At 68.7% G+C, this 18,585-nt stretch carries 18 protein-coding genes; 10 read left to right on the forward strand and 8 right to left on the reverse strand.

The genetic code is table 11. The features are described from left to right. Positions 1-10: 10 nt before the first annotated feature. Positions 11-940 carry a copper homeostasis membrane protein CopD gene (gene copD / locus ACTJKY_RS09190; protein ID WP_440845584.1) on the reverse strand — a complete coding sequence of 310 codons (930 nt, stop codon included), beginning with the start codon at positions 938-940 and terminating at the stop codon, positions 11-13. Position 941: 1 nt separating this feature from the next. Next, positions 942-1,313 (reverse strand): copper homeostasis periplasmic binding protein CopC, encoded by a 372-nt coding sequence (copC, locus tag ACTJKY_RS09195; protein WP_440845585.1) that lies wholly within the window; start codon positions 1,311-1,313, stop codon positions 942-944. Positions 1,314-1,433: 120 nt separating this feature from the next. Between copC and ACTJKY_RS09200 the strand changes: the two genes are divergently transcribed. The 5 genes from ACTJKY_RS09200 to ACTJKY_RS09220 all read left to right on the forward strand — a co-directional run bounded on the left by ACTJKY_RS09200 (position 1,434) and on the right by ACTJKY_RS09220 (position 5,797). Further along, entirely contained in the window at positions 1,434-1,709 is a 276-nt protein-coding gene (locus ACTJKY_RS09200) for a hypothetical protein (protein WP_440845587.1), read from the forward strand. After that, the gene (locus tag ACTJKY_RS09205) at positions 1,706-2,146 is read left to right on the forward strand and encodes a periplasmic heavy metal sensor (protein WP_440845588.1); all 441 of its coding nucleotides are present in this window, start codon (positions 1,706-1,708) and stop codon (positions 2,144-2,146) included. Before ACTJKY_RS09200 ends, ACTJKY_RS09205 begins: the two co-directional genes overlap by 4 nt. Next, on the forward strand, positions 2,143-2,706 hold the full coding sequence (locus ACTJKY_RS09210; protein ID WP_440845590.1) for an RNA polymerase sigma factor: 564 nt from the start codon (positions 2,143-2,145) through the stop codon (positions 2,704-2,706). Before ACTJKY_RS09205 ends, ACTJKY_RS09210 begins: the two co-directional genes overlap by 4 nt. Positions 2,707-2,774: 68 nt before the next feature. After that, positions 2,775-4,565 carry a copper resistance system multicopper oxidase gene (locus ACTJKY_RS09215; RefSeq protein WP_440845592.1) on the forward strand — a complete coding sequence of 597 codons (1,791 nt, stop codon included), beginning with the start codon at positions 2,775-2,777 and terminating at the stop codon, positions 4,563-4,565. After that, entirely contained in the window at positions 4,562-5,797 is a 1,236-nt protein-coding gene (locus ACTJKY_RS09220) for a copper resistance protein B (RefSeq protein WP_440845593.1), read from the forward strand. Before ACTJKY_RS09215 ends, ACTJKY_RS09220 begins: the two co-directional genes overlap by 4 nt. A 67-nt stretch (positions 5,798-5,864) precedes the next feature. On the opposite strand, the gene ACTJKY_RS09225 is transcribed toward ACTJKY_RS09220, so the two are convergent. Genes ACTJKY_RS09225 through ACTJKY_RS09235 form a run of 3 tightly spaced genes read right to left on the reverse strand, consistent with a single transcriptional unit; the run spans position 5,865 to position 9,441 of the window. Further along, the gene (locus ACTJKY_RS09225; RefSeq protein WP_440845594.1) at positions 5,865-6,470 is read right to left on the reverse strand and encodes a cysteine hydrolase family protein; all 606 of its coding nucleotides are present in this window, start codon (positions 6,468-6,470) and stop codon (positions 5,865-5,867) included. Between the two features lie 20 nt (positions 6,471-6,490). After that, entirely contained in the window at positions 6,491-7,759 is a 1,269-nt protein-coding gene (locus tag ACTJKY_RS09230) for a sigma-54-dependent transcriptional regulator (RefSeq protein ID WP_440845595.1), read from the reverse strand. Beyond that, complete coding sequence (locus ACTJKY_RS09235) at positions 7,756-9,441, reverse strand: sensor histidine kinase (protein WP_440845596.1); 1,686 nt, start codon at positions 9,439-9,441, stop codon at positions 7,756-7,758. Before ACTJKY_RS09235 ends, ACTJKY_RS09230 begins: the two co-directional genes overlap by 4 nt. A gap of 221 nt (positions 9,442-9,662) precedes the next feature. On the opposite strand from ACTJKY_RS09235, the gene ACTJKY_RS09240 reads away from it, so the two are divergent. Beyond that, positions 9,663-11,015, forward strand: a complete 1,353-nt coding sequence (locus ACTJKY_RS09240; protein WP_440845597.1) for a dicarboxylate/amino acid:cation symporter — start codon at positions 9,663-9,665, stop codon at positions 11,013-11,015. Positions 11,016-11,027: 12 nt separating this feature from the next. Beyond that, positions 11,028-12,473: an alginate export family protein gene (locus ACTJKY_RS09245; protein WP_440845598.1), complete on the forward strand. Its 1,446-nt coding sequence runs from the start codon at positions 11,028-11,030 to the stop codon at positions 12,471-12,473. A gap of 13 nt (positions 12,474-12,486) precedes the next feature. Here ACTJKY_RS09245 and ACTJKY_RS09250 read toward each other — a convergent pair whose 3' ends face one another. Then, positions 12,487-13,683 carry an alpha/beta hydrolase gene (locus ACTJKY_RS09250; RefSeq protein WP_440845599.1) on the reverse strand — a complete coding sequence of 399 codons (1,197 nt, stop codon included), beginning with the start codon at positions 13,681-13,683 and terminating at the stop codon, positions 12,487-12,489. Between the two features lie 337 nt (positions 13,684-14,020). On the opposite strand from ACTJKY_RS09250, the gene ACTJKY_RS09255 reads away from it, so the two are divergent. Both ACTJKY_RS09255 and ACTJKY_RS09260 read left to right on the forward strand, forming a co-directional pair. Continuing rightward, a complete protein-coding gene (locus ACTJKY_RS09255) occupies positions 14,021-14,686 on the forward strand; it encodes an acetylxylan esterase (protein ID WP_440845600.1) in 666 nt (221 codons plus the stop codon). Positions 14,687-14,694: 8 nt separating this feature from the next. Continuing rightward, positions 14,695-16,140 (forward strand): family 43 glycosylhydrolase, encoded by a 1,446-nt coding sequence (locus ACTJKY_RS09260; protein WP_440845601.1) that lies wholly within the window; start codon positions 14,695-14,697, stop codon positions 16,138-16,140. 7 nt (positions 16,141-16,147) lie between these two features. Here the strand turns inward: ACTJKY_RS09260 and ACTJKY_RS09265 are convergent, their stop codons facing one another. Both ACTJKY_RS09265 and ACTJKY_RS09270 read right to left on the reverse strand, forming a co-directional pair. Further along, a complete protein-coding gene (locus tag ACTJKY_RS09265) occupies positions 16,148-16,609 on the reverse strand; it encodes a hypothetical protein (protein WP_440845602.1) in 462 nt (153 codons plus the stop codon). Next, the gene (locus ACTJKY_RS09270; RefSeq protein ID WP_440845604.1) at positions 16,606-17,550 is read right to left on the reverse strand and encodes a sterol desaturase family protein; all 945 of its coding nucleotides are present in this window, start codon (positions 17,548-17,550) and stop codon (positions 16,606-16,608) included. Before ACTJKY_RS09270 ends, ACTJKY_RS09265 begins: the two co-directional genes overlap by 4 nt. A gap of 136 nt (positions 17,551-17,686) precedes the next feature. On the opposite strand from ACTJKY_RS09270, the gene ACTJKY_RS09275 reads away from it, so the two are divergent. Further along, positions 17,687-18,583 carry an MBL fold metallo-hydrolase gene (locus tag ACTJKY_RS09275; RefSeq protein WP_440845606.1) on the forward strand — a complete coding sequence of 299 codons (897 nt, stop codon included), beginning with the start codon at positions 17,687-17,689 and terminating at the stop codon, positions 18,581-18,583. Positions 18,584-18,585 lie beyond the last annotated feature (2 nt).

Genomic DNA, 18,585 nt, shown 5'->3' on the forward strand with positions numbered 1-18,585 from the left:
GGCAACCGCGTCACCCGGCCGATATCGGCGGTGCAAGCGTGCCCAGCCAGGCGACGAGCGCGAAAATTGCGACGGCGCAGCCCGTCTCCACGGCAAGGCTGCGGCGCAGCGCCGCGACCGCGGCACCAGGGCCCGACGTGGCAATCGCGCGATCGAAGGCCGGCGTCAGGCGAAAGCGGTTGAGCGACGCCAAGGCGAGCATCCCCGCGAACAAGGCGAGCTTTGCGAGAAGGAGCTGCCCGTAGAGCGTCGTGACGAGGCGCGTCAGGTTGCCCGGGCCGACCAACAGCCACGCATTGACGATGCCCGAGACGAGGATCGCGGCGACGAAGATCGTGCCGGCCAGCGAGAAGCGGTCCAGCGCGCGGTGCGTATGGCGGAGATGATGTTGGCCAAGGCGGTCGGCCGGGCGAGTCACCATCCGGGCCAGCGCGACCAGCGCCCCCAGCCATGCGCCGGCCGCCAGCAGGTGGATGGCATCGGCCAGCAGATGCACCCAGCCTGCTGTCCCCGCATCCATGGCGCCGTGCCCGGTCCAGGCCAGCGTCACGAGGGCGACGCCGGCGGCAATTGCCACGGAGCAACGTGCGGCGAGGCTGGCCGGTGCCCGCCATGCCGCGAGCGACACAAAGGCCAGCGCCGCCATGCGAATTTTCCAGGCCGCGCCGATCGCCGGGTCACTTAGGAGCATGGCGAGGGCATCGTAATCGATCGGCCAGGTCGGCATGCCGGCCATCGCCGCGGCCAGCAGCACGATGGCGATGCAGGACAGGAGCAGCCCGGCCACTCCCAATCCCGCCAGCCAGGGCCGAAGCGCGGAAACCTGGTCGCGGTCGCCGTCCGGCAGCCCGTAGCAATGGAACGCCGACAGGCCGAACAGCCCGCCAAGCGCCAGATACAGGGCGAGGCGAACCGATATCAGTGGCCAATCGGCCTCCACCTTATCGCACCGTGAAGGCGAAGCTGCCCGTCACCCGGTGCGTGTCGGTCGAGACGGCATGCCAGGCGACGGTATAGCGACCGGCGCGCAGCGGTGCTTTCGGCGTGAGGACCAGCGTGCGCCGATCGGTGCCGATCGCGGCAACCGCGGCAATCTTCACCGCCCCACCCGCCTTGCCGGCAGGGCCCGTCATCCTCAGGTCCGCGCCCGAAAATTTCGGCATCAGGGCTTCGCTGAAGCGGAGTGTGACGCGGTCCGGCCGGGCACCCACCGCGTTGGGCGCGGGCGAGGCGGAGACCAGCCGGGCATGGGCCTGGGCGGTCCCGGCCAAAGCGAGCAGGGCAAGGGCGGCGGGTAGGGCGAGGTGACGCATGGGGCTTCTCCGGCGAAGGTGTCGCTTGTTGTTACGCGGCAGCTCGCCGCGTCCCTCAACCGCGCGTGAGGGATGATGCGCGCCGATGCGTAAAGCTGCTAGTGGGGCGGAGTGAAGCGTATGGACGATCTGGACAGAACATTGGCGCGGCTGGCGGCGGCTCCGGTCCCCGCGGCGATCGAGGATATCGACGCATGCGTGCTGGCGCGCATCCGTCCGCACGCGCCCGCACGTGGCGGTGCCGGGCTCGGGATCGGTATCGTGGCCGTCACCGCGCTGGCGATCGGGATGGTCGGGGCGGGGCTGCCCGCCACCGCCAAGCCGGCAGCGCCGCTGGCGCCGCTCGGCGAAGTCTCGCCGCTTGCCCCTTCGGCGCTGCTGGTAGGTGACGAATGACGTCGGCGCCGCGGATCCTGCTGTGCGTTGTCCTTGCCTTTCTGGCGGCGATCGGCGGGGTGTTCGTCGGGCGCCTGATCGTGCCCCAGCCAACGCCGCCCGGCGCCGCCCTCCACGCGGTGCTGCACCATCAGCTCACCCTCGATGCCGGACAGCAGGCGCGGCTGAAGATGCTGGAGGACCGGTTTGCGGTGCAGCAGCGCGCGCTCGAGCTGGAGCTGCGCGCCGCCAATGCCCGGCTTGCCGAGGCCATCGAGACCGAACATGGCAACGGCCCGCGGGTCGCCGCGGCGGTCGACCAGAGCCATGCCGCCATGGGCGAAATGCAGAAGGCGACGCTGGCGCATATCTTCGCGATGCGCCAGCTCCTGCGGCCCGACCAGACTTCCAAATTCGACGCGGCAGTGGTGAAGGCGCTCACCGCCGACCGGGAATGAGCTTCGACTGGACAACCCTGTCGGACGGCGAGCTGGCGACGCTGAGCCTCGCCGGCCGCCAGGCGGCCTTTGCGGAGATCCTGCGTCGCTATCGCCAGCCGGTGTTCCGGCTGGTGCGCGCGTTCGTCGGCAATGGCGAGGATGCGGTGGACGTGACCCAGGAGGCGTTCGTCGCGGCGCACCAGGCGCTGGCGCGCTACGATCCCGATCGGCCGATGCAGGCATGGCTCACCACCATCGCGGTCAACAAGAGCCGGGACTGGACACGCAAGCGGGCGGTGCGCCGGTTCCTGTCCTTCGGCATGCCCGACGACGATCGGGTAGCGGCCATCCCCGACGACCAGCCGGGCCCGGACGAGTCGGCGGCCGATCGCCAGCAACTCGCCCGCGTCCGCCGTGCGATCGCGACGCTTCCGGCGAATTTAAAGGAGCCGCTGGTGCTGCGCACCATCGAAGGCCTGAGCCAGGCAGAGACCGCCGAGCTGCTGGGGATCAGCCAGAAGGCGGTGGAAACGCGCCTCCACCGTGCCCGGGCGCGGCTGATCGAGAAACTCCGATAAGGGGTGCGTCCCCGCGCCGCGTACAACCAGCCAGGGGGCCAGTTGGGGCCTTGTCCTGAGGAGCTTTCATGTCGCGGGTTCTCGATCGCCGCCAGCTGTTGCGCGGTGCCGGTTTGGCAGGGGGCGGAATTGCGCTCTCGGCCTGTCTGCCGGCTTGGGCACAGCGCGTTTCCGCCGGCATCGCCAAGCCGTTGCCGACCCTTGCGGGCGACGACATCACGCTGAAGATCGCCCATCAGATGCTCCAGGTCGACGGCCGGGCCAGCCATGCGATCGGCATCAACGGCAGCGTGCCGGCGCCCCTGATCCGCCTGCGCGAGGGGCAGAAGGCGCGCCTCCACGTCGTCAACGAACTGGACGAAGAAACCTCGCTCCACTGGCACGGGCTGCTGGTGCCCTTCCAGATGGACGGCGTGCCCGGTCTTTCCTTTCCCGGCATCCCGGCGCGCTCGACCTTCACGTACGAGTTCCCGGTCGTCCAGAGCGGCACCTACTGGTATCACAGCCATTCCGGGCTGCAGGAGCAGGAAGGGCTGTATGGGCCGATCCTGATCGATCCCCGCGATCCCGACCCCGTGCCGTTCGATCGCGAGCATGTCGTCCTGCTGTCCGACCACAGCTTCCTGCACCCGCACCAGTTGTTCGACCGGCTGAAGAAGGAGCCCGGCTATTTCAATCGGCAGCGCCAGACGCTCGCCGGGCTGCTGGCGGGCAAGGACCAGCCGCTGCAGGCGCGGCTGCGCTGGGGCGGGATGCGGATGGACCCCGCCGACATCGCCGACGTCACGGGTTCGACCTACACCTATCTGGTCAACGGCCATGGTCCGGCGGACAATTGGACCGCGCTGTTCCGGCCGGGCGAGCGGGTGCGGCTGCGCATCATCAACGCATCGGCGATGACGACCTTCAACGTCCGCATCCCCGGCCTGCCGATGACGATCGTTGCGGCCGACGGCCTCAACGTCCGCCCGGTCGAGATCGACGAGTTCCAGTTCGGCCCGGCCGAGACCTATGACGCGATCGTCACGCCGCCCGATCTGCGCGCCTATACGCTGGTGGGCGAGAGCATCGACCGATCCGGCATGGCCCGCGCAACGCTTGCCCCGCGGGAGGGGATGACGGCGGACGTGCCGCCGCTTCGTCCGCGTCCGCTTGCCACCATGAAGGACATGGGCATGGGCGGCATGGACCATGGCGCGATGGCGGGCATGGACCATTCCAAGATGAACCACGGCACGGCGGGCGCCATGCCCGAGGGCATGGACATGGCGGGTCCGGAAGAGGCGCCCATGGACATGGGCACCATGAAGATGCGCGATTTCTCCCACGCGCCCGAGGTCCGGAAAGGGCCTGGGGTGCAGACCATCTCGCCCATGCCGGTCGACCGCACCGGCGACCCCGGCCAGGGTCTGGAGAATGTCGGGCACCGGGTGCTGACCTATCGCGATCTGGTGGCACTGGATCGCAACCCGGATACGCGCGCGCCGGAGCGGGAGATCCGCCTGCACCTTACCGGCAATATGGAGCGCTATATGTGGGGCTTCGATGGCGAGAAGCTGTCCGAGAACCCCGCACCCATCCCCCTGCGCCACGGCGAGCGCGTGCGCGTGACGCTGATCAACGACACGATGATGGGCCATCCGATCCACCTGCACGGCCATTTCTTCGAGCTGGTGACGGGCAAGGGCGCCTATGCGCCCCGCAAGCATACCGTGCTGGTCCAGCCGGGCGGCATGGTGCGTTGGGACGTGACCGGCGAGGAAGGCGACTGGGCCTTTCACTGCCACATGCTCTACCACATGCACGCGGGCATGATGCGCGTCGTCCAAGTGCGAAAGCCGGAAGGGGCGGCAGCATGATCCGCGTCGCGCTGCTCGCCGGGTTGGCGTCGCTCGGCCTTGCCGCTCCCGCGCTTGGCCAGAGCATGGATCACGCGACGATGCCGGGCATGGCGATGCCCGGGATGCCCATGCCCGCGAAGAAACCGGCGAAAGCGCGGCCCAAGGCGAAGAAGCCGCCAGCCCGGAAGACGGGTGCCCGCAAGGCATCGGCCCAGTCTGCGCCGCCAGCCGATCCGGCCGCCGATCCGCACGCCGGGCACGACATGTCGAGCATGCACATGCCGGGCATGGCTGCGGGCCAGGCTCCAGCGGTCGATCCCCATGCAGGTCACGACATGTCCGCCATGCCGGGCATGCCCGCAGCGCAGAGTGCCTCGCCGGGCGCGCAGGGCGGCGATGACAGTACCGGGATGCCCGGCATGGACATGGCGCCGGGGCAGGCGATGCAGCACGACATGGCCTCGATGCCGGGCATGGTGACGGCGCCCGCCGGCACCGACCGCGCGCCCGGCAACGCCCCCGCGCCCGTGCCGGCGGCGACATATCTCGCCGATCGTTATTGGGGCGCGAAGGCGATGGCGGACGCGCGGGAGAACGCGCTGCGCCATGTGCATGGCGGCATGACCTACCACCAGCTGCTGTTCAACCTGGCGGAGATCCAGCTGCGCAAGGGCGGCGACGGCTATCGCTGGGACGGCGAGGCCTGGATCGGCGGCGACATCGATCGGCTCTGGCTGAAATCCGAAGGCGAAGGTCGGTTCGGCAAGCCGCTGGAGCGTGGCGAGGTGCAGGCGCTCTACAGCCATGCACTCGATCCCTATTGGAACCTCCAGGCGGGCGTCCGCTATGATGTCCGGCCCGATCCTTCCCGCGCCTATGCGACGGTGGGGGTGGAAGGGCTGGCACCCTATCAGCTCAAGCTGGGAGGGGCGTTGTTCCTGTCGGACAAGGGCGAGGTTCTGGCGCGGGCAGAGGGCTATTACGATCAGCGCGTCACCAATATGTTCGTGCTCCAGCCCAGAGTGGAGGCGAATTTCTCCGCCCAGCGCGTAGGCGAGACGGGTACGGGGGCGGGGCTCACCGATCTGGAGGCGGGCGTGCGCCTTCGCTACGAGCAGCGCCGCGAATTCGCCCCCTATATCGGCCTGTCCTGGGAACGGCAGTTCGGCGACACCGCGCGATTCAGTCGTGCGCGCGGGGAGGAGACGGGCGGCTTCAGCGTCGTCGCGGGCGTGCGATCCTGGTTCTGAGCCCGCGGCCCCAAAGGCCTGATCAAAGCCATCGCCTCAGCCTGCGCCGCGCGCAGCGCCCGTCAGCCTAGGCGCTGACGGGCATTTCCTCCCCCAGCCGGACGGGCTTGCCGGCAAAATCCTCGGCGAGCACCTGCGCGATCGGCCGGGCGATGCCGCGGGTGAGCGCGACGGGCACCTCGACCGTGAAGCCGTGCGCCACCGCGCCGTCGATCGCCCAGCGCACGCAATAATCGGCGGCGACGCCGATCACCGTCAGTTCGGTAACCCCTTCTGCCCGCAGCGCCGCGAAGAAGGCGTCGCGCGGGCGGGCCTCGCCGCTGCCGACCGCTTCCACCGCCAGATCGGGTTCGGCCCACATGTCGAACACGCCCTTCTCGATCCGATAGACCGGGATGCCCGGCGCGACGGCAGCGAGATCGAGGACATTCTCCCAGCCCGGCGTGCCCCGTTCGCAGTGGATCGGGAATTGCTCGGCCTCGGGCGATCCGGTGAAGCGTTCGGCCGTGTGGGTGTCGAAGGTGAACAGCACGCCTGCCGTGTCCGCCGGGTCGAGAGCGGCGAGCCATGCCCGCATCGGCGAGATCAACGCCTCGGCGCCTGCAACCGCCAGCGCACCATCGGCGTGCATGAAGTCGGCCTGGGTATCCACTACGATGACGAAACGCCGCAATTTCGGTCTCCTTGCTTGCCCTAGTCGACCCCGCGCGCGCGTCGCAGGTCGATGCCGAGCCGTTTGACCCGGTAATAGAAGGTCTTGCGCGGCAGGCCCAGCGCCGCGATCGCCGCGTTGATCTCGCCACCCGCCGCGGCGATGGCATCGAGGATCGCGCTGCGCTCAAAGGCTTCCAGCCGTTCGGTGAGCGGCTGGGCTTCCGGGGGGGGCATGTCAGCGGCCGGCTCGAGCCCGAGCACGAAGCGCTCCGCCGCGCGCTCCAGTTCGCGGACATTGCCGGGCCAGTCGCGCCGCGCTGCGGCGTGCGCGGCCTCGGAGAGCGGCGGTGCAGGGCGGCGGTGGCGCTGCGCCGCCTGCAGCGCAAGCTGGGCGAACAGCAACGGCACGTCCTTGCGCCGCTCGGCCAGCGGCGGCAGCCGCAGCGGTACGCCGGCCAGCCGGTGGTAGAGCCCGGGCGGCAACGCCGCCGCGCCGCCCTCGCCGATCGCGGCGATGATCCGCACGTCGACGGGATCGGGGTCGCGCTGCTCGGTGGCGACGGTGCGTGCCTCGGCGAACTGGGCGAGGCGATGGTGCAGCTCGGGCGGGGCGAGGTCGAGATGATCGAGGAACAGCGTGCCGCGATCGGCGCGGGCGACCAGCCCGTCGCGGGCGAACAGCTCCCGCGCGCCGATCCCCGGCGGCAGCGTCGCGCAATCCACCGCCTGGAAGCGATGGCGTGCGCGGCGGCCGGCACGATGGACCAGCCGGGCATAGAGTTCCTTGCCGGTGCCGGTCGCGCCTTCGAGCACGAGATCGAGCGCGGCATCGGCCAGCACCGGGATCATCTCGCGCAGCCGGCGGATCGCGGGCGCCTCGCCGAGCAGGGCGGTGTCGACCTCTGTCGTCGTCGCCCGCAGCCGCCGGTTCTCCAGCGCGAGCGTGCGCGCGGTGCCGGCACGTTGCAGCGCTGCGCCCAGCGCATCCCCGGGGAAGGGTTTGGTGAGGAAGTCCCAGGCGCCCGCCTTGATCGCGTCCACCGCCATGGCGACGTCGCCGTGGCCTGTCATCAGGATCACCGGCAGCTCGGGATCGACGGCGCGCAGCCGGTGGAAGAAGTCGACCCCCGACATGCCCGGCATCCGCACGTCGGTGACGACCACGCCGGGAAAGTCGCGGTCGATTGCCGCCAGCGCGCTTGGGGCATCGACGAAGGGGCGGACGTCGTGCCCCGCCAGCGTCAGCAGCTGGATCAGCGCCGTGCGGAAATCGGCATCGTCATCGACCAGGGCGACGGGCAAGCTCATGCCTGGCGCAGCTCTAGCTCGAAGCACGCGCCACCTTCGTCGGGCAGCCAGCGCAGGCTGCCGCCGAGCTCGGTCATGATGTCGCTGGCGATCACCAGCCCCAGGCCCAGTCCGTTGCTGCGGCTGGTGGCGAAGGGGGTGAACAGCCGCGCGGCGATGTCCGGCGCGATGCCCGGGCCGTTGTCCTGGATGCGCACCCAGACCAGCCCATCGGCGAGGGTGGTGCGGATCGTTATCGTCGGATCGGCGCGACCGGCGAGCGCCTCGCTCGCATTCTGCAGCAGATTGACGAACACCTGTTCCAGCCGCACCCGTCCGCCCATCACCAGCAGATGCCCGCCGATCGTCGGGCGCTCCAGCCGGACGTTGCGCAACTGCTCCTTGAGGATCAGCAGCGCCCCGTCGAGCACTTCGGCGAGCGGCAGCGGGCGGACTTCGCCCGGCTGGCGGCGCGAGAAGCCGCGCAGCTGCGCGGTCACCGCGCCGATCCGGTCGCTCAGACGGCGGATCGTCTCCAGATTGCCCCGCACCATGTCGGTCGCGCCGTGCTCGAGCAGCTGGACGCTGGTCTCGGCATAGGTGCGGATCGCGGCGACGGGCTGGGCGGTCTCGTGCGCCACGCTGGCGGTGACCTGGCCAAGCGTGGCGAGGCGGTTGGCCTGGCGCAGCCCCTCGCGCAGATCGGCGGCGCGGGCTTCGAGCGCGGCGCGTTCCTCGATCTCGCGGCGAAGCTCGGCGGTTCGCTCGGCGACGGCGACTTCCAGCTCGGAGGTACGCCGCTGGCGCTGCGTCGCGCGCTGGCGCAGGCCCCAGAGCAGCAGCGCCAATGCCAGCACCGCCATCAGCCCCGCCAGCCCGGCCGTGCGCTGCGCGGCTGCGACCGCGGGGCCTACCGCGCGGCGCAGTGCCAGCGTCCAGCCCGGCTGGCTGGTCGCTACGCGTGCCTCGATCAGGTCGCCGCGGGCGGGGGGCAGCAGCACCGGCGCGGAGCTTTCGGGCAGCGCAGCCTCGCGCCGCAACGCCGCGAGCACCGCCGGCAGGATCGGGCGGGCGACCGCGAAGCGCAGGCCGGGATCGCTGGCGACGAGCACCAGCCCGGCGGGATCCTCGACATAGGTGTCGCCGCCCGCGCGCCGCCACGCCGTCTCGATCGCATCGAACTCGAGCTTCACGACGATCACGCCGTTCGTGGGGGGGCGACGGGCGAGGTAGAGCCCCGAATGGCGGCTGACCGTGCCCAGCGCGAACTGGCTGGCCTCGCCGCGCGTGCTCGCCTCGCGGAAATAGCGGCGGAAGCGATAGTCGGAGCCGACGAAGCTCTGCGGCGTCCGCCAGTTGCTTGCCGCACGGGTGCGGCCGTCGGCGCCTATGACATAGATGGCGGCCGCGCCGGTGGTGCGGGCGAGGCTCTCCAGCTTCTCGTTCAGCGCTCGCGGGGGCGCACCGGCGAGCGTCGCGGCGACGTCGCGGTCGTCGCCCAGCGCGAGCGGGAGCAGGCGGAAGCGGGCGATCTCGCTGTCGAGCAGCGCCGCGCGCAGCTGGGCATTGGTGCGAGCGCCGGCGACCAGCGTGTCGCGGGTACGATTGCCGGCGATCCAGCCGCCGGCCACCGCCACCACCGCGCCGAGCAATGCGGCGAGCGCCCAGTAGCGCCAGCCCGAAAACGAGTCGCGTCGCGTCACCGCTTCGCTATCCGCCAGCGCGCGGCGATGTGCAAGTTTTTGCACTTTGCACAGCAGGCATGTGTCGATTTTGGCGCACCATCGGCGGTGAAATGCAGCTAAGCCTTTGAAAAGCAATGGTACAAAGTCTCGCTGCTTTTCGCTTCCTCCGCACCTTTCCGCAATCGAGAATGCACCGATCGAGTCCTACCGGCGCAACGGAGGCCGAAGGAGAGGAAGTGATGGTTCGTATCCCCGCCGAGTCCCATGAGGGCGCACACGCAACGACGCCCGCCAAGGCGCTGCCCTGGTACCGGCACCTCTATGCGCAGGTGCTGGTCGCGATCCTGGCGGGCGTGCTGATCGGCCATTATGCCCCCGCCACCGGCGAGGCGCTCAAGCCGATCGGCGACGGGTTCATCAAGCTGGTCAAGATGATCATCGCACCGGTGATCTTCCTCACCATCGTCACCGGCATCGCCGGCATGCGCGACCTCAAGGCGGTGGGCCGGGTCGCGGCCAAGGCCTTTGGCTATTTCCTGTTCTTCTCCACGCTGGCGCTGGTCGTCGGCATGATCGTGGCCAATGTCGTGCGGCCGGGTGCGGGGCTCAACATCGATCCGGCCTCGCTCGATGCGGGCAAGGTCGCCGACTATGCCGCCAAGGCGCATGAGAGCACGCTGACCGGCTTCCTCCTCGGCATTATCCCCGATACCTTCCTGTCGGCGATCACCGGCGGCAATATCCTGCAAACGCTGTTCGTCGCGATCCTGTTCGGCATCGGGCTGGCGCTGGTCGGCGACCGCGGCGAGCGGATCACGAACGCGCTCGAAGACATTTCGCTGGCGATGTTCAAGGTCGTCGCGATCCTGATGAAGGCGGCGCCCGTCGGCGCGTTCGGCGCGATGGCGTTCACCGTCGGCAAATACGGCGTCGGCACGCTCGCCAACCTCGCGATGCTGGTCGGCACCTTCTACTTCACTTCGGCGCTGTTCGTGCTGGTCGTTCTCGGCGCCGTCTCGTGGATGGCGGGCTTCTCGATCCTGCGCCTGATCGCGTACCTCAAGGCCGAACTGCTGCTGGTGCTCGGCACCTCCTCGTCGGAAAGCGCGCTGCCCTCGCTGATCGAGAAGATGGAGCGCGCCGGCTGCCCCAAGACGATCGTCGGCCTCGTCGTGCCGACCGGCTATTCGTTCAACCTCGACGGCACCAACATCTACATGACGCTGGCGGCGCTGTTCATCGCCCAGGCGACCAACGTCCACCTTTCGATCGAGCAACAGCTGCTGCTGCTCGGCGTGGCGATGCTGTCGTCGAAGGGCGCGGCAGGCGTGACCGGCGCCGGCTTCATCACGCTGGCGGCGACGCTGTCGATCGTGCCGAGCGTGCCGGTGGCCGGCATGGCGCTGATCCTCGGCGTCGACCGGTTCATGTCCGAGTGCCGCAGCCTCACCAACTTCATCGGCAATGCGGTGGCGACCGTGGTCGTCTCGCGCTGGGAAGGGCGGCTCGATCACGAGGCGCTCGACGCCGCGCTGCACGGCCGCGCGCCCCGCGTCGACCAGTTGGCCGCCGACGCCGTCCCCGCCGAGTAAAGGGAAGCCTCCATGCGTAGCGTAACCCGCGTCCTGGGCGCCACCCCGGCGCTCGCCCTGGGCATGCCTGCCGAAGCGCAGGTCGTCGAAACCGCCGGCTACCCGGCTGCCGCTACCGGCGACGGCACCACTAGCGGCGGCTACAACCTCTCCCGCTGGGCGGAGGACTGGCGCAAGCTGTGCGATCCCGCCCGGCGGGACGATCCGATCGATGCGCTCAAATGCATCAAGCTGACGCCCGACGGCGACGTGTACGTCACCCTTTCCGGCGAGGCGCGGCTGCGGATGAACCACACCACCAACCCCAATCTGCGGGACAGCCGCGCGCAGCGGCAGGACATCGTCCGGCTGGTCGGCGGCGCGGACGTACACATTGGCGAGCATCTGCGCGTCTATGGCGAAGTGGCGCATGGCGGCATCACGGGTGTCGAACTCGGCGCCCCCGCCGCGACGCTGCGCAACGACGTGGCGGTCCAGCAGCTGTTCGTCGAGGCGAAGGGCGAGGTGGCCGGCGTGGACGTCGGCGCGCGCTATGGCCGGCAGGAATTCACCGACGGGCCCAATCTGCTGGTCTCGCAGCGCGACAACAACACCATTCGCTACACCCTCAACGGCTTTCGCGGCTGGGTGCGCGGCAAGACGGTGCGGGTGGACGTGTTCGACCTGAAACCCACCCGATATGGCGACCTCGGCACCGACGACGACGTGACCGATCCAGCGCGCCGCTTCTCGGGGGTGAGCCTCGGCTTCGTCGTGCCCAAGGGGTGGGTGGGTGGTGCCAAGCTCTATTTCGATCCGTTCTTCTGGCGTCGCCGCAACAATGTGGGCGCCTGGGGCGGCCGCATCGGCCCGGGCACACGCTTCTATCTCGGCACCCATCTCTGGGGCGAGGCGGGGCCGGTGACGATCGACTGGTCGGTAAACCATCAATGGGGCTATTGGCGCGATCAGCAAATCGACGCCTGGCAGGGCTTTTTCGCGCAGAACGTCCAGCTCGGCTCCGACAAGCGCGCGCCGCGGATCGGCTTCCATGCCGATTATGCAAGCGGCGGGGGCGGCTATGGCGACGGCAAGCTCCGCAACGCCTATGCGCCGTTCGGCAACAACATCTATTACAGCTACGGCCTGTTCCTCACGCCCAGCAATCTGGTGGCGCTGGCGCCGACGCTGAACCTGTCGCCCACCGCCAAGCTGCGGCTGAACATGGAATATCAGCGGGCCTGGCGGGCCAATGTGTACGACGCCGTGTACCGCGCCAACGGCCAGCCCTTTGCGGGCACGCAGAACATCCGCGACTCCCGCATCGCCGATGTGGCGCGGGTGCAGGCGGTGTGGGCGATCACCCCGCGGCTGTCGCTCACCGGGCGCTACGAGCACCTCGCTGCGGGACCGTCGCTGACCAAGGCGGGCTATGCCAGCTCGGACTTCGTCGCGGGCTGGCTCAGCTTTCGCTTCTGACGTTGCCGCGTGCTCAGTCGCGGAACAGCAACGGCGCCATTTCGTGCAGGCTGCGGCGCCAGGTCTGAAACTCGTGGCCGGTGCCCGGCGAGACATAGAAGGCGCTGGGAATGCCCGCCGCCTTGATCGCCTCGGCATTGGCGCGCGGATCGACCTTGGGGCCGCCCGGCGGGCCCGAGCGGCCGCCCTCGATCTCGCGGCTGCCGAAGCTGACGAAGGTCAGCTTCACCTTGTCGCGATAGCCGGGCGTGGTGTTCACATCCTCCAGCGAGATGGTGCCGCCGCTGAGCAGGCCGATATAGGCGAAGCGATCGAGATTCTTGAGCGCGATCAGCTTGGTCTCGAACCCGCCCATCGACAGGCCGGCCATCGCCCGGTGCTTCTGGTCGGCGAGCGTGCGGTAGTGCGCGTCGACATAGGGGACCAGTTCGTCCAGCAGCACCGTCTGGAACGGCTTGATGTCGAAGCTGGCGAGCCCGCCGGGCTGGCCGGGCCGCACGTCGTTGGTCATGCCATAGGTCATGACGATCAGGAACGGTCGCGCCTTGCCCGCGGCGAGCAGGTTGTCGAGGATCAGATTGGCATGGCCCTGGTTGCTCCACGCCGTCTCGTCCTCGCCCCAGCCATGCTGGAGATAGAGCACCGGATAGCGGGTGCCGGCGTTCTTCTCATAGCCGGGCGGCGTGTAGACGAAGGCGCGGCGCTGGGTGCCGGTGCTGGGGGAGGGGAACAGGATCTGCTCGACATGGCCGTGCGGCACGTCCTTGAGCGCATAGAAATCGGCATCGTGCGCCGGGATCTCGATGCCGCTTTCCCAGCGGGTCGAGCCGTAGAAACTGAGCGTGCCGGGGTCGTTGAAAACGCCGCCGTCGATCGTCAGGTGATAATAATGGAAGCCCTCGTCGAGCGGGCCTTCGGTGGTGCCGGTCCAGCTGCCGTCGGATGCCTTGGCTAGCGTGGTGCCGCCGCGGCCGCCCAGGCCCAGGCTCACCTTCACCGCGGTGGCCTCGGGCGCCATGACGCGGAAGCGGACATAGCCCTGCGAATTGACCTGCGGATATTGCTGCCCCGGCTGGTTGAACGCCGAGGGCTTGAAGTCCTCGGCGATCGGCGCCGGCGCAGCTTGCGCTGAGGCCGTCGGCGCGGTCTGCGCCTGGATGGGATGCACGGCGAGCATGGCCGCGGCCATGGCGGCAGGAGCGATCTTCACGGCAGTTCCTCCCCTAAGTGCTACCGGCGTCATGGGCCGGAAGCCTTGGATGTTAGCGCGCACATTAGGACAGTTTAGTCGGAGAAAATCAAGCGCGTTCGGCGCAATGTCGGTGTCTTGCAAGACATTAGTATAGTGCTGAAAAGAATAGCATAAGTCGTTCTTCCGGGCTTGTGGAAGGCAGGGCAATCGTTTCGCCAGTTGACGGCGCAGGTCAGCCCCGCCTAGCCATACTGTTACCGATAACAACGGTGACCGCTTCGAGTCGCCGGGGAGAGGAGACATGGCGATGGGCAGGCCCCGTTCGGCTGCGCGATGGTGCGCGCTGGCAATTGCGATGGTGGCACCGGCAGCGCTGCAGGCACAGACCGCCGGCATGGTGGAAGAGAAGCTGCCGCCGCCTACCGGCCTCGCGCCCTATTTCACCCCGGCCTCCGCCGATCCGCTCGTGCCCGATGCCGATGGTTTTCTCCGTCGCTGGCTGCTGCTCGAACCGGTGGTGAAGCCCAACCGCACCAATACCGGCTTCACCCCCAGCTATGTCCGCGCGGCGATCGCGCCCGCCACCTATCCCGGCAAATTCGAGGGTGTGCCGCACGACGGCGACAGCGCGCCCGGTGCCTTGCGCTGGCACGCGCTCGATTCCAGTCTGTTCGACATCAAGCTGTTCTACCTGGCACAGGGCCTCGGCAAGCCGACTTACGGCGTGATCTTCTGGGCAGTGACGGTGGTGAACGCACCCCGCGAGATGCGCGGGGTGCGGCTGGCGATGGGGTCGAATTCCGCCTCGCGCTGGTGGCTGAACGGCAGTGAGGTCGCCTGGCTCTATGGCGATCGGCGAATGGTGATGGACGACGTGCTGTCGCGCCCGATCACGCTGCGCAAGGGCCGCAACGTGCTGCGCGGCGCGGTGATCAACGGCCCCGGCCTCAGCGATTTCTGCGCCCGCTTCGTCGACGAGGCCGGCAAGCCGATCCGCGACATCACCATCGACGTGCAGTGAGGAACGCCATGAAGTTCGCAAGCCTGCCGCTCGTGGCGCTGTTCCTCGTCGCACAGCCCCAGGCCGCCTCCGCCCAGCTGGCGGGGGAGCCGTTCATCCACGATCCGTCGACCATCACCTATTCCGACGGCCGCTGGTGGACCTTCGGCACGCGCGGCGGCGGGCTCGTCTCCGAGGATGGCTGGACCTGGGCGAGCGGCGGCGAGCGCCCCGGCGGCGGCGTCGCGCCCGACGTCATCAGGATCGGCGACCGCTTCTACATCGCCTATGCGGTGGGCGGCGGCGGCATGAACGGGGGGCACGCCAGCAACGTCAAGGTGATGTGGACCAGGTCGCTCGACCCCAAGTCGCCCGACTTCGGCTTCCACGATGTCGGCATCGTCGCCTCGACCAACGGGTTGGAGCCGGCCGATGCTATCGACCCCGCCTTCCTGTTGGCGGAAGGGCGGCTGTGGCTGAGCTACGGCACCTATTACGGCTACATCCGCATGCTTGAGCTGGATCCCAAGACCGGGGACAAGATGCCGGGTAGCCAGCCGGTCGATGTCGCGATCGACATGGAAGCGACGGCACTGATGCACCGCGACGGCTGGTATTATCTGCTCGGCACCCATGGCACTTGCTGCGACGGGCCGAACTCCTCGTACAACATCCGCGTAGGCCGATCGCGCAGCCCTACGGGTCCGTTCGTCGACAATATAGGTGTGCCGCTGCTCAAGGGCGGCGGCAAGCTCGTCGTGGCGGGGCGCGGGCGGCAGTACGGGCCCGGACATTTCGGGCTGCTCGACCTGGGCGACTGCGTCGAGAAATTCTCGATGCATTATGAGGCCGATCTCGATCGCGGCGGGCGCAGCGTGCTCGGCATAATGCCGCTGCTGTGGAAAGACGGCTGGCCGGTCTCGGGCGAAAACCTCCCCGCTGGCATCTACGAGATCCAATCCGAGCGCGGCGGCGGGGCGCTGGAACTCGCGGTCGACTTCGTCCGCATGCCGTTCGACGCCCGCCGCAGCTTCTTCGCCAAGCCGGGCGACCCCACCGGGCCGATCCCCAACCAGACGCTCGCCGAGAACCGGGTCAGCTGGCCCGAGGGCGCGATCGAGGTGGACCTAGGCGATTACATGATGCGCGCGCACCAGCTCTGGTCGATCGCCCCGGCGGAAGGGGCAGGCGGGGCGTTCGGCGCGCCCTATTACAAGATCCTGATCGCCGGCACCGAGCGCGCGCTGGCGGTAGGGCCCGAGGGCAGCGTGCAGGCGGTGCCCGCCTTCACCGGAGCAGCCGAGCAGCTCTGGCGGATCGACCAGCTGACCGACGGCAGCTACCGCATCCAGCCCAAGGCGCAGGCCGATGCCAAGCACCCCAAGGCGCTGGTTGCGATCGGACGGAGTACTTCGGCCCTGATGCCGTTCGATCCCGCAAGCGATAGCGGCCGCTGGACCTTCCAGCGGCCCTGAGGTCTCGTCAGGCCGGCACCGCTTCGGCGGTGTCGGTGCCGAGCAGGTGCGCGCGGAATAGCTTATGGGCATTGCGCTGCTCGATGACGCGGCCCGCAAGGTACAGCGCCGCGAAGATACCGGCGAAGACATAGCCGGGGATGCGCATCGGCTGCGCGGCATAGGCGAGCGCGGCGAAGGGCGCGGGGGCGATGAAGCACCAGAGCAGCGGGTGGCTGGTCAGGTCGTAGCGCAGCGTCGGGCCGGCGTCGGTCTCGACGAACTGCAGCGTGCCATGCTCGAACGAGGCGAGCTTGTCCTGCGAGTCCGGATTGTCCTTGTGGAACACCAGCGTGTCGAGGCCGCGCTCCAACGTGGTGCCGCGCTCCTCGAACACCGGTTCCAGCGCATGGAAGGAGGCCGGGCGAGCGGGCAGTGCCAGCGTGCCGCGGACGTGCCAGATCCAGTCGATCGCGCGTAGCCAGCTCATTCGGCGGCCACCGCTTCGGGCAGGCGCGGCGCGCGCAGCTGCTTCACCCAGCCGACCATCGGGCGGAACGGATAGACCATCTGCTCGCGGATCCCCAACCGGCGGCAGTCGTCGAGCCCGACATGGGCGGCCTCGGAGTCGCGGCAGGTACCGAAGATCCGGTCGATGAAGATGAAGGTGTTGGCGTAGTTGGTCCGGCTGCTGTCGTAATCGGGCGAGTGGTGCAGGCTGTGATGCTCGACCGTGTTGAACAGGAAGGACCACCAGCGCGGCGTGTTGAAGCGGATATTGGCGTGGGTATAGGCGCCGATCGCCATGCCGATGCCGCCCGCGAGCAGCGCGGCGCGCGGCAGGAAGTCGAAGAAGCCGCCCAGGCTCAGGCCGATCAGGAACAGCTCGATCGGGTTGCCCACGGAGCCCTTCAGCGCGTTGAGCTGGGTGATGTGGTGGTGCGGCGCATGGGTGAGCCACAAGGGCGTCCAGTTGTGCATGCCGCGGTGCATCCAGTATTGGCAGAAATCGAAGATCAGCAGGATCGCCAGCGCCTGGAACAGGATCGGGATCTGCGCGGCCCAGGCCGTTTTGAAGTGGAAATAGTGCTTGATCGCGTCGATGATCGCGTCGTCGCCGAACTGCTTGCCGGCATATTTGATCAGCGTGTAGCTCATGCCGACATAGAAGAGGTCGCTGGCGAGCTCCTTCCAGGTCAGCCGCCAGTGGCGGTGGCGCTCGCTGATCCGCTCCATGCCGAGCAGGCAGAGCTTGAACACGATGCCGATGCCGACCGCGACCGAGGCCTTGGCGATCGAATCCGGCGCCAGCGTCCAGAACAGCACCATCGCGAGCAGCACCGCGGGCTGGAACCAGGTGAAGATGAAGCGCTTGATCGGGCCGCCCTGCACGCCGGTTGCCTCGAAGTTGGTCGGTACAGCTGCATCCATGATCGCGCCCGGTCCTCGCCCGTGATTCCGATGATTCGAAGATGACCGAAACGGGCGCTGCGCGCCGTAAGTCGTTTGACGTAGCGGGGGATTTGGCGGCTTGTCGGGTGGCGATGGGTGGCCCAGCATGGCCGGCATGAACCGGATTCAACGCTGTTTTTCGCTGGGCCTGGGTGCCTGTCTGCTGCTCGGCGCCGCGGACCCCAAGCCGCTGGCGTTCGCGCCCTGGATCAACGGCACCGCGGCGAACGAGCCCGAGACGCAGGTGCAGGCGATCGACGGCGACACCTTCGTGATCCGCCAATCGGTGAAGACCAATTTCGAGGCGCCGTTCCTGTATCTGATCTTCGGCCGAGACCGGGCGCTGCTGCTCGATACCGGGGCAGGCGGGTTGAAGGTCCGGCCGACGGTCGACCGGCTGATTGCCGACTGGCAGGCCAGGCACGGCGGCCGCGCGATCCGGCTGGTGGTCGCGCATTCGCACGGCCATGGCGACCATCACGCCGGGGACGACGAGTTCCGGGCCCGGCCGGACACCGACGTGGTGGGACTCAAGCCCGCCGAGGTGGCGTCGTTCTTCCACTTCACCAATTGGCCGCGCGACGTGGCGCGCTTCGACCTGGGCGGGCGGGTCCTCGACGTGCTTGCGACACCGGGGCACCAGCCGGCACACATCATGGTCTATGATGCGCGGACGCGGCTGCTCTTCTCGGGCGACATGCTCTATCCGGGGCGGCTCTACGTGCCGCTGAACCATTTCGACGATTTCCGCGCGAGTGCGAGGCGGCTGGCGGCGTTCGCCAGGACGCACCCGATCCGGGCTCTGCTCGGCGCGCATATCGAGATGACGACCACACCGGGCAAGGATTACGGGATGGAAGCGCCGGTACATGCGGACGAGCATCGGCTACCGCTGGCCCCCTCCGCCATCGAAGAACTGAGCGCCGGGGTGGAGAAGGCGGGACCGGTGCCGGCGATCGACCGGCACGCGGACTTCATCGTCTACCCCGTGCCCGCGCGGCCGAACGACTGAGG

The sequence above is a fragment of the Sphingomonas sp. 22176 genome, assembly GCF_052045505.1.
In the GTDB taxonomy this organism is placed as follows: Bacteria; Pseudomonadota; Alphaproteobacteria; order Sphingomonadales; family Sphingomonadaceae; genus Sphingomonas.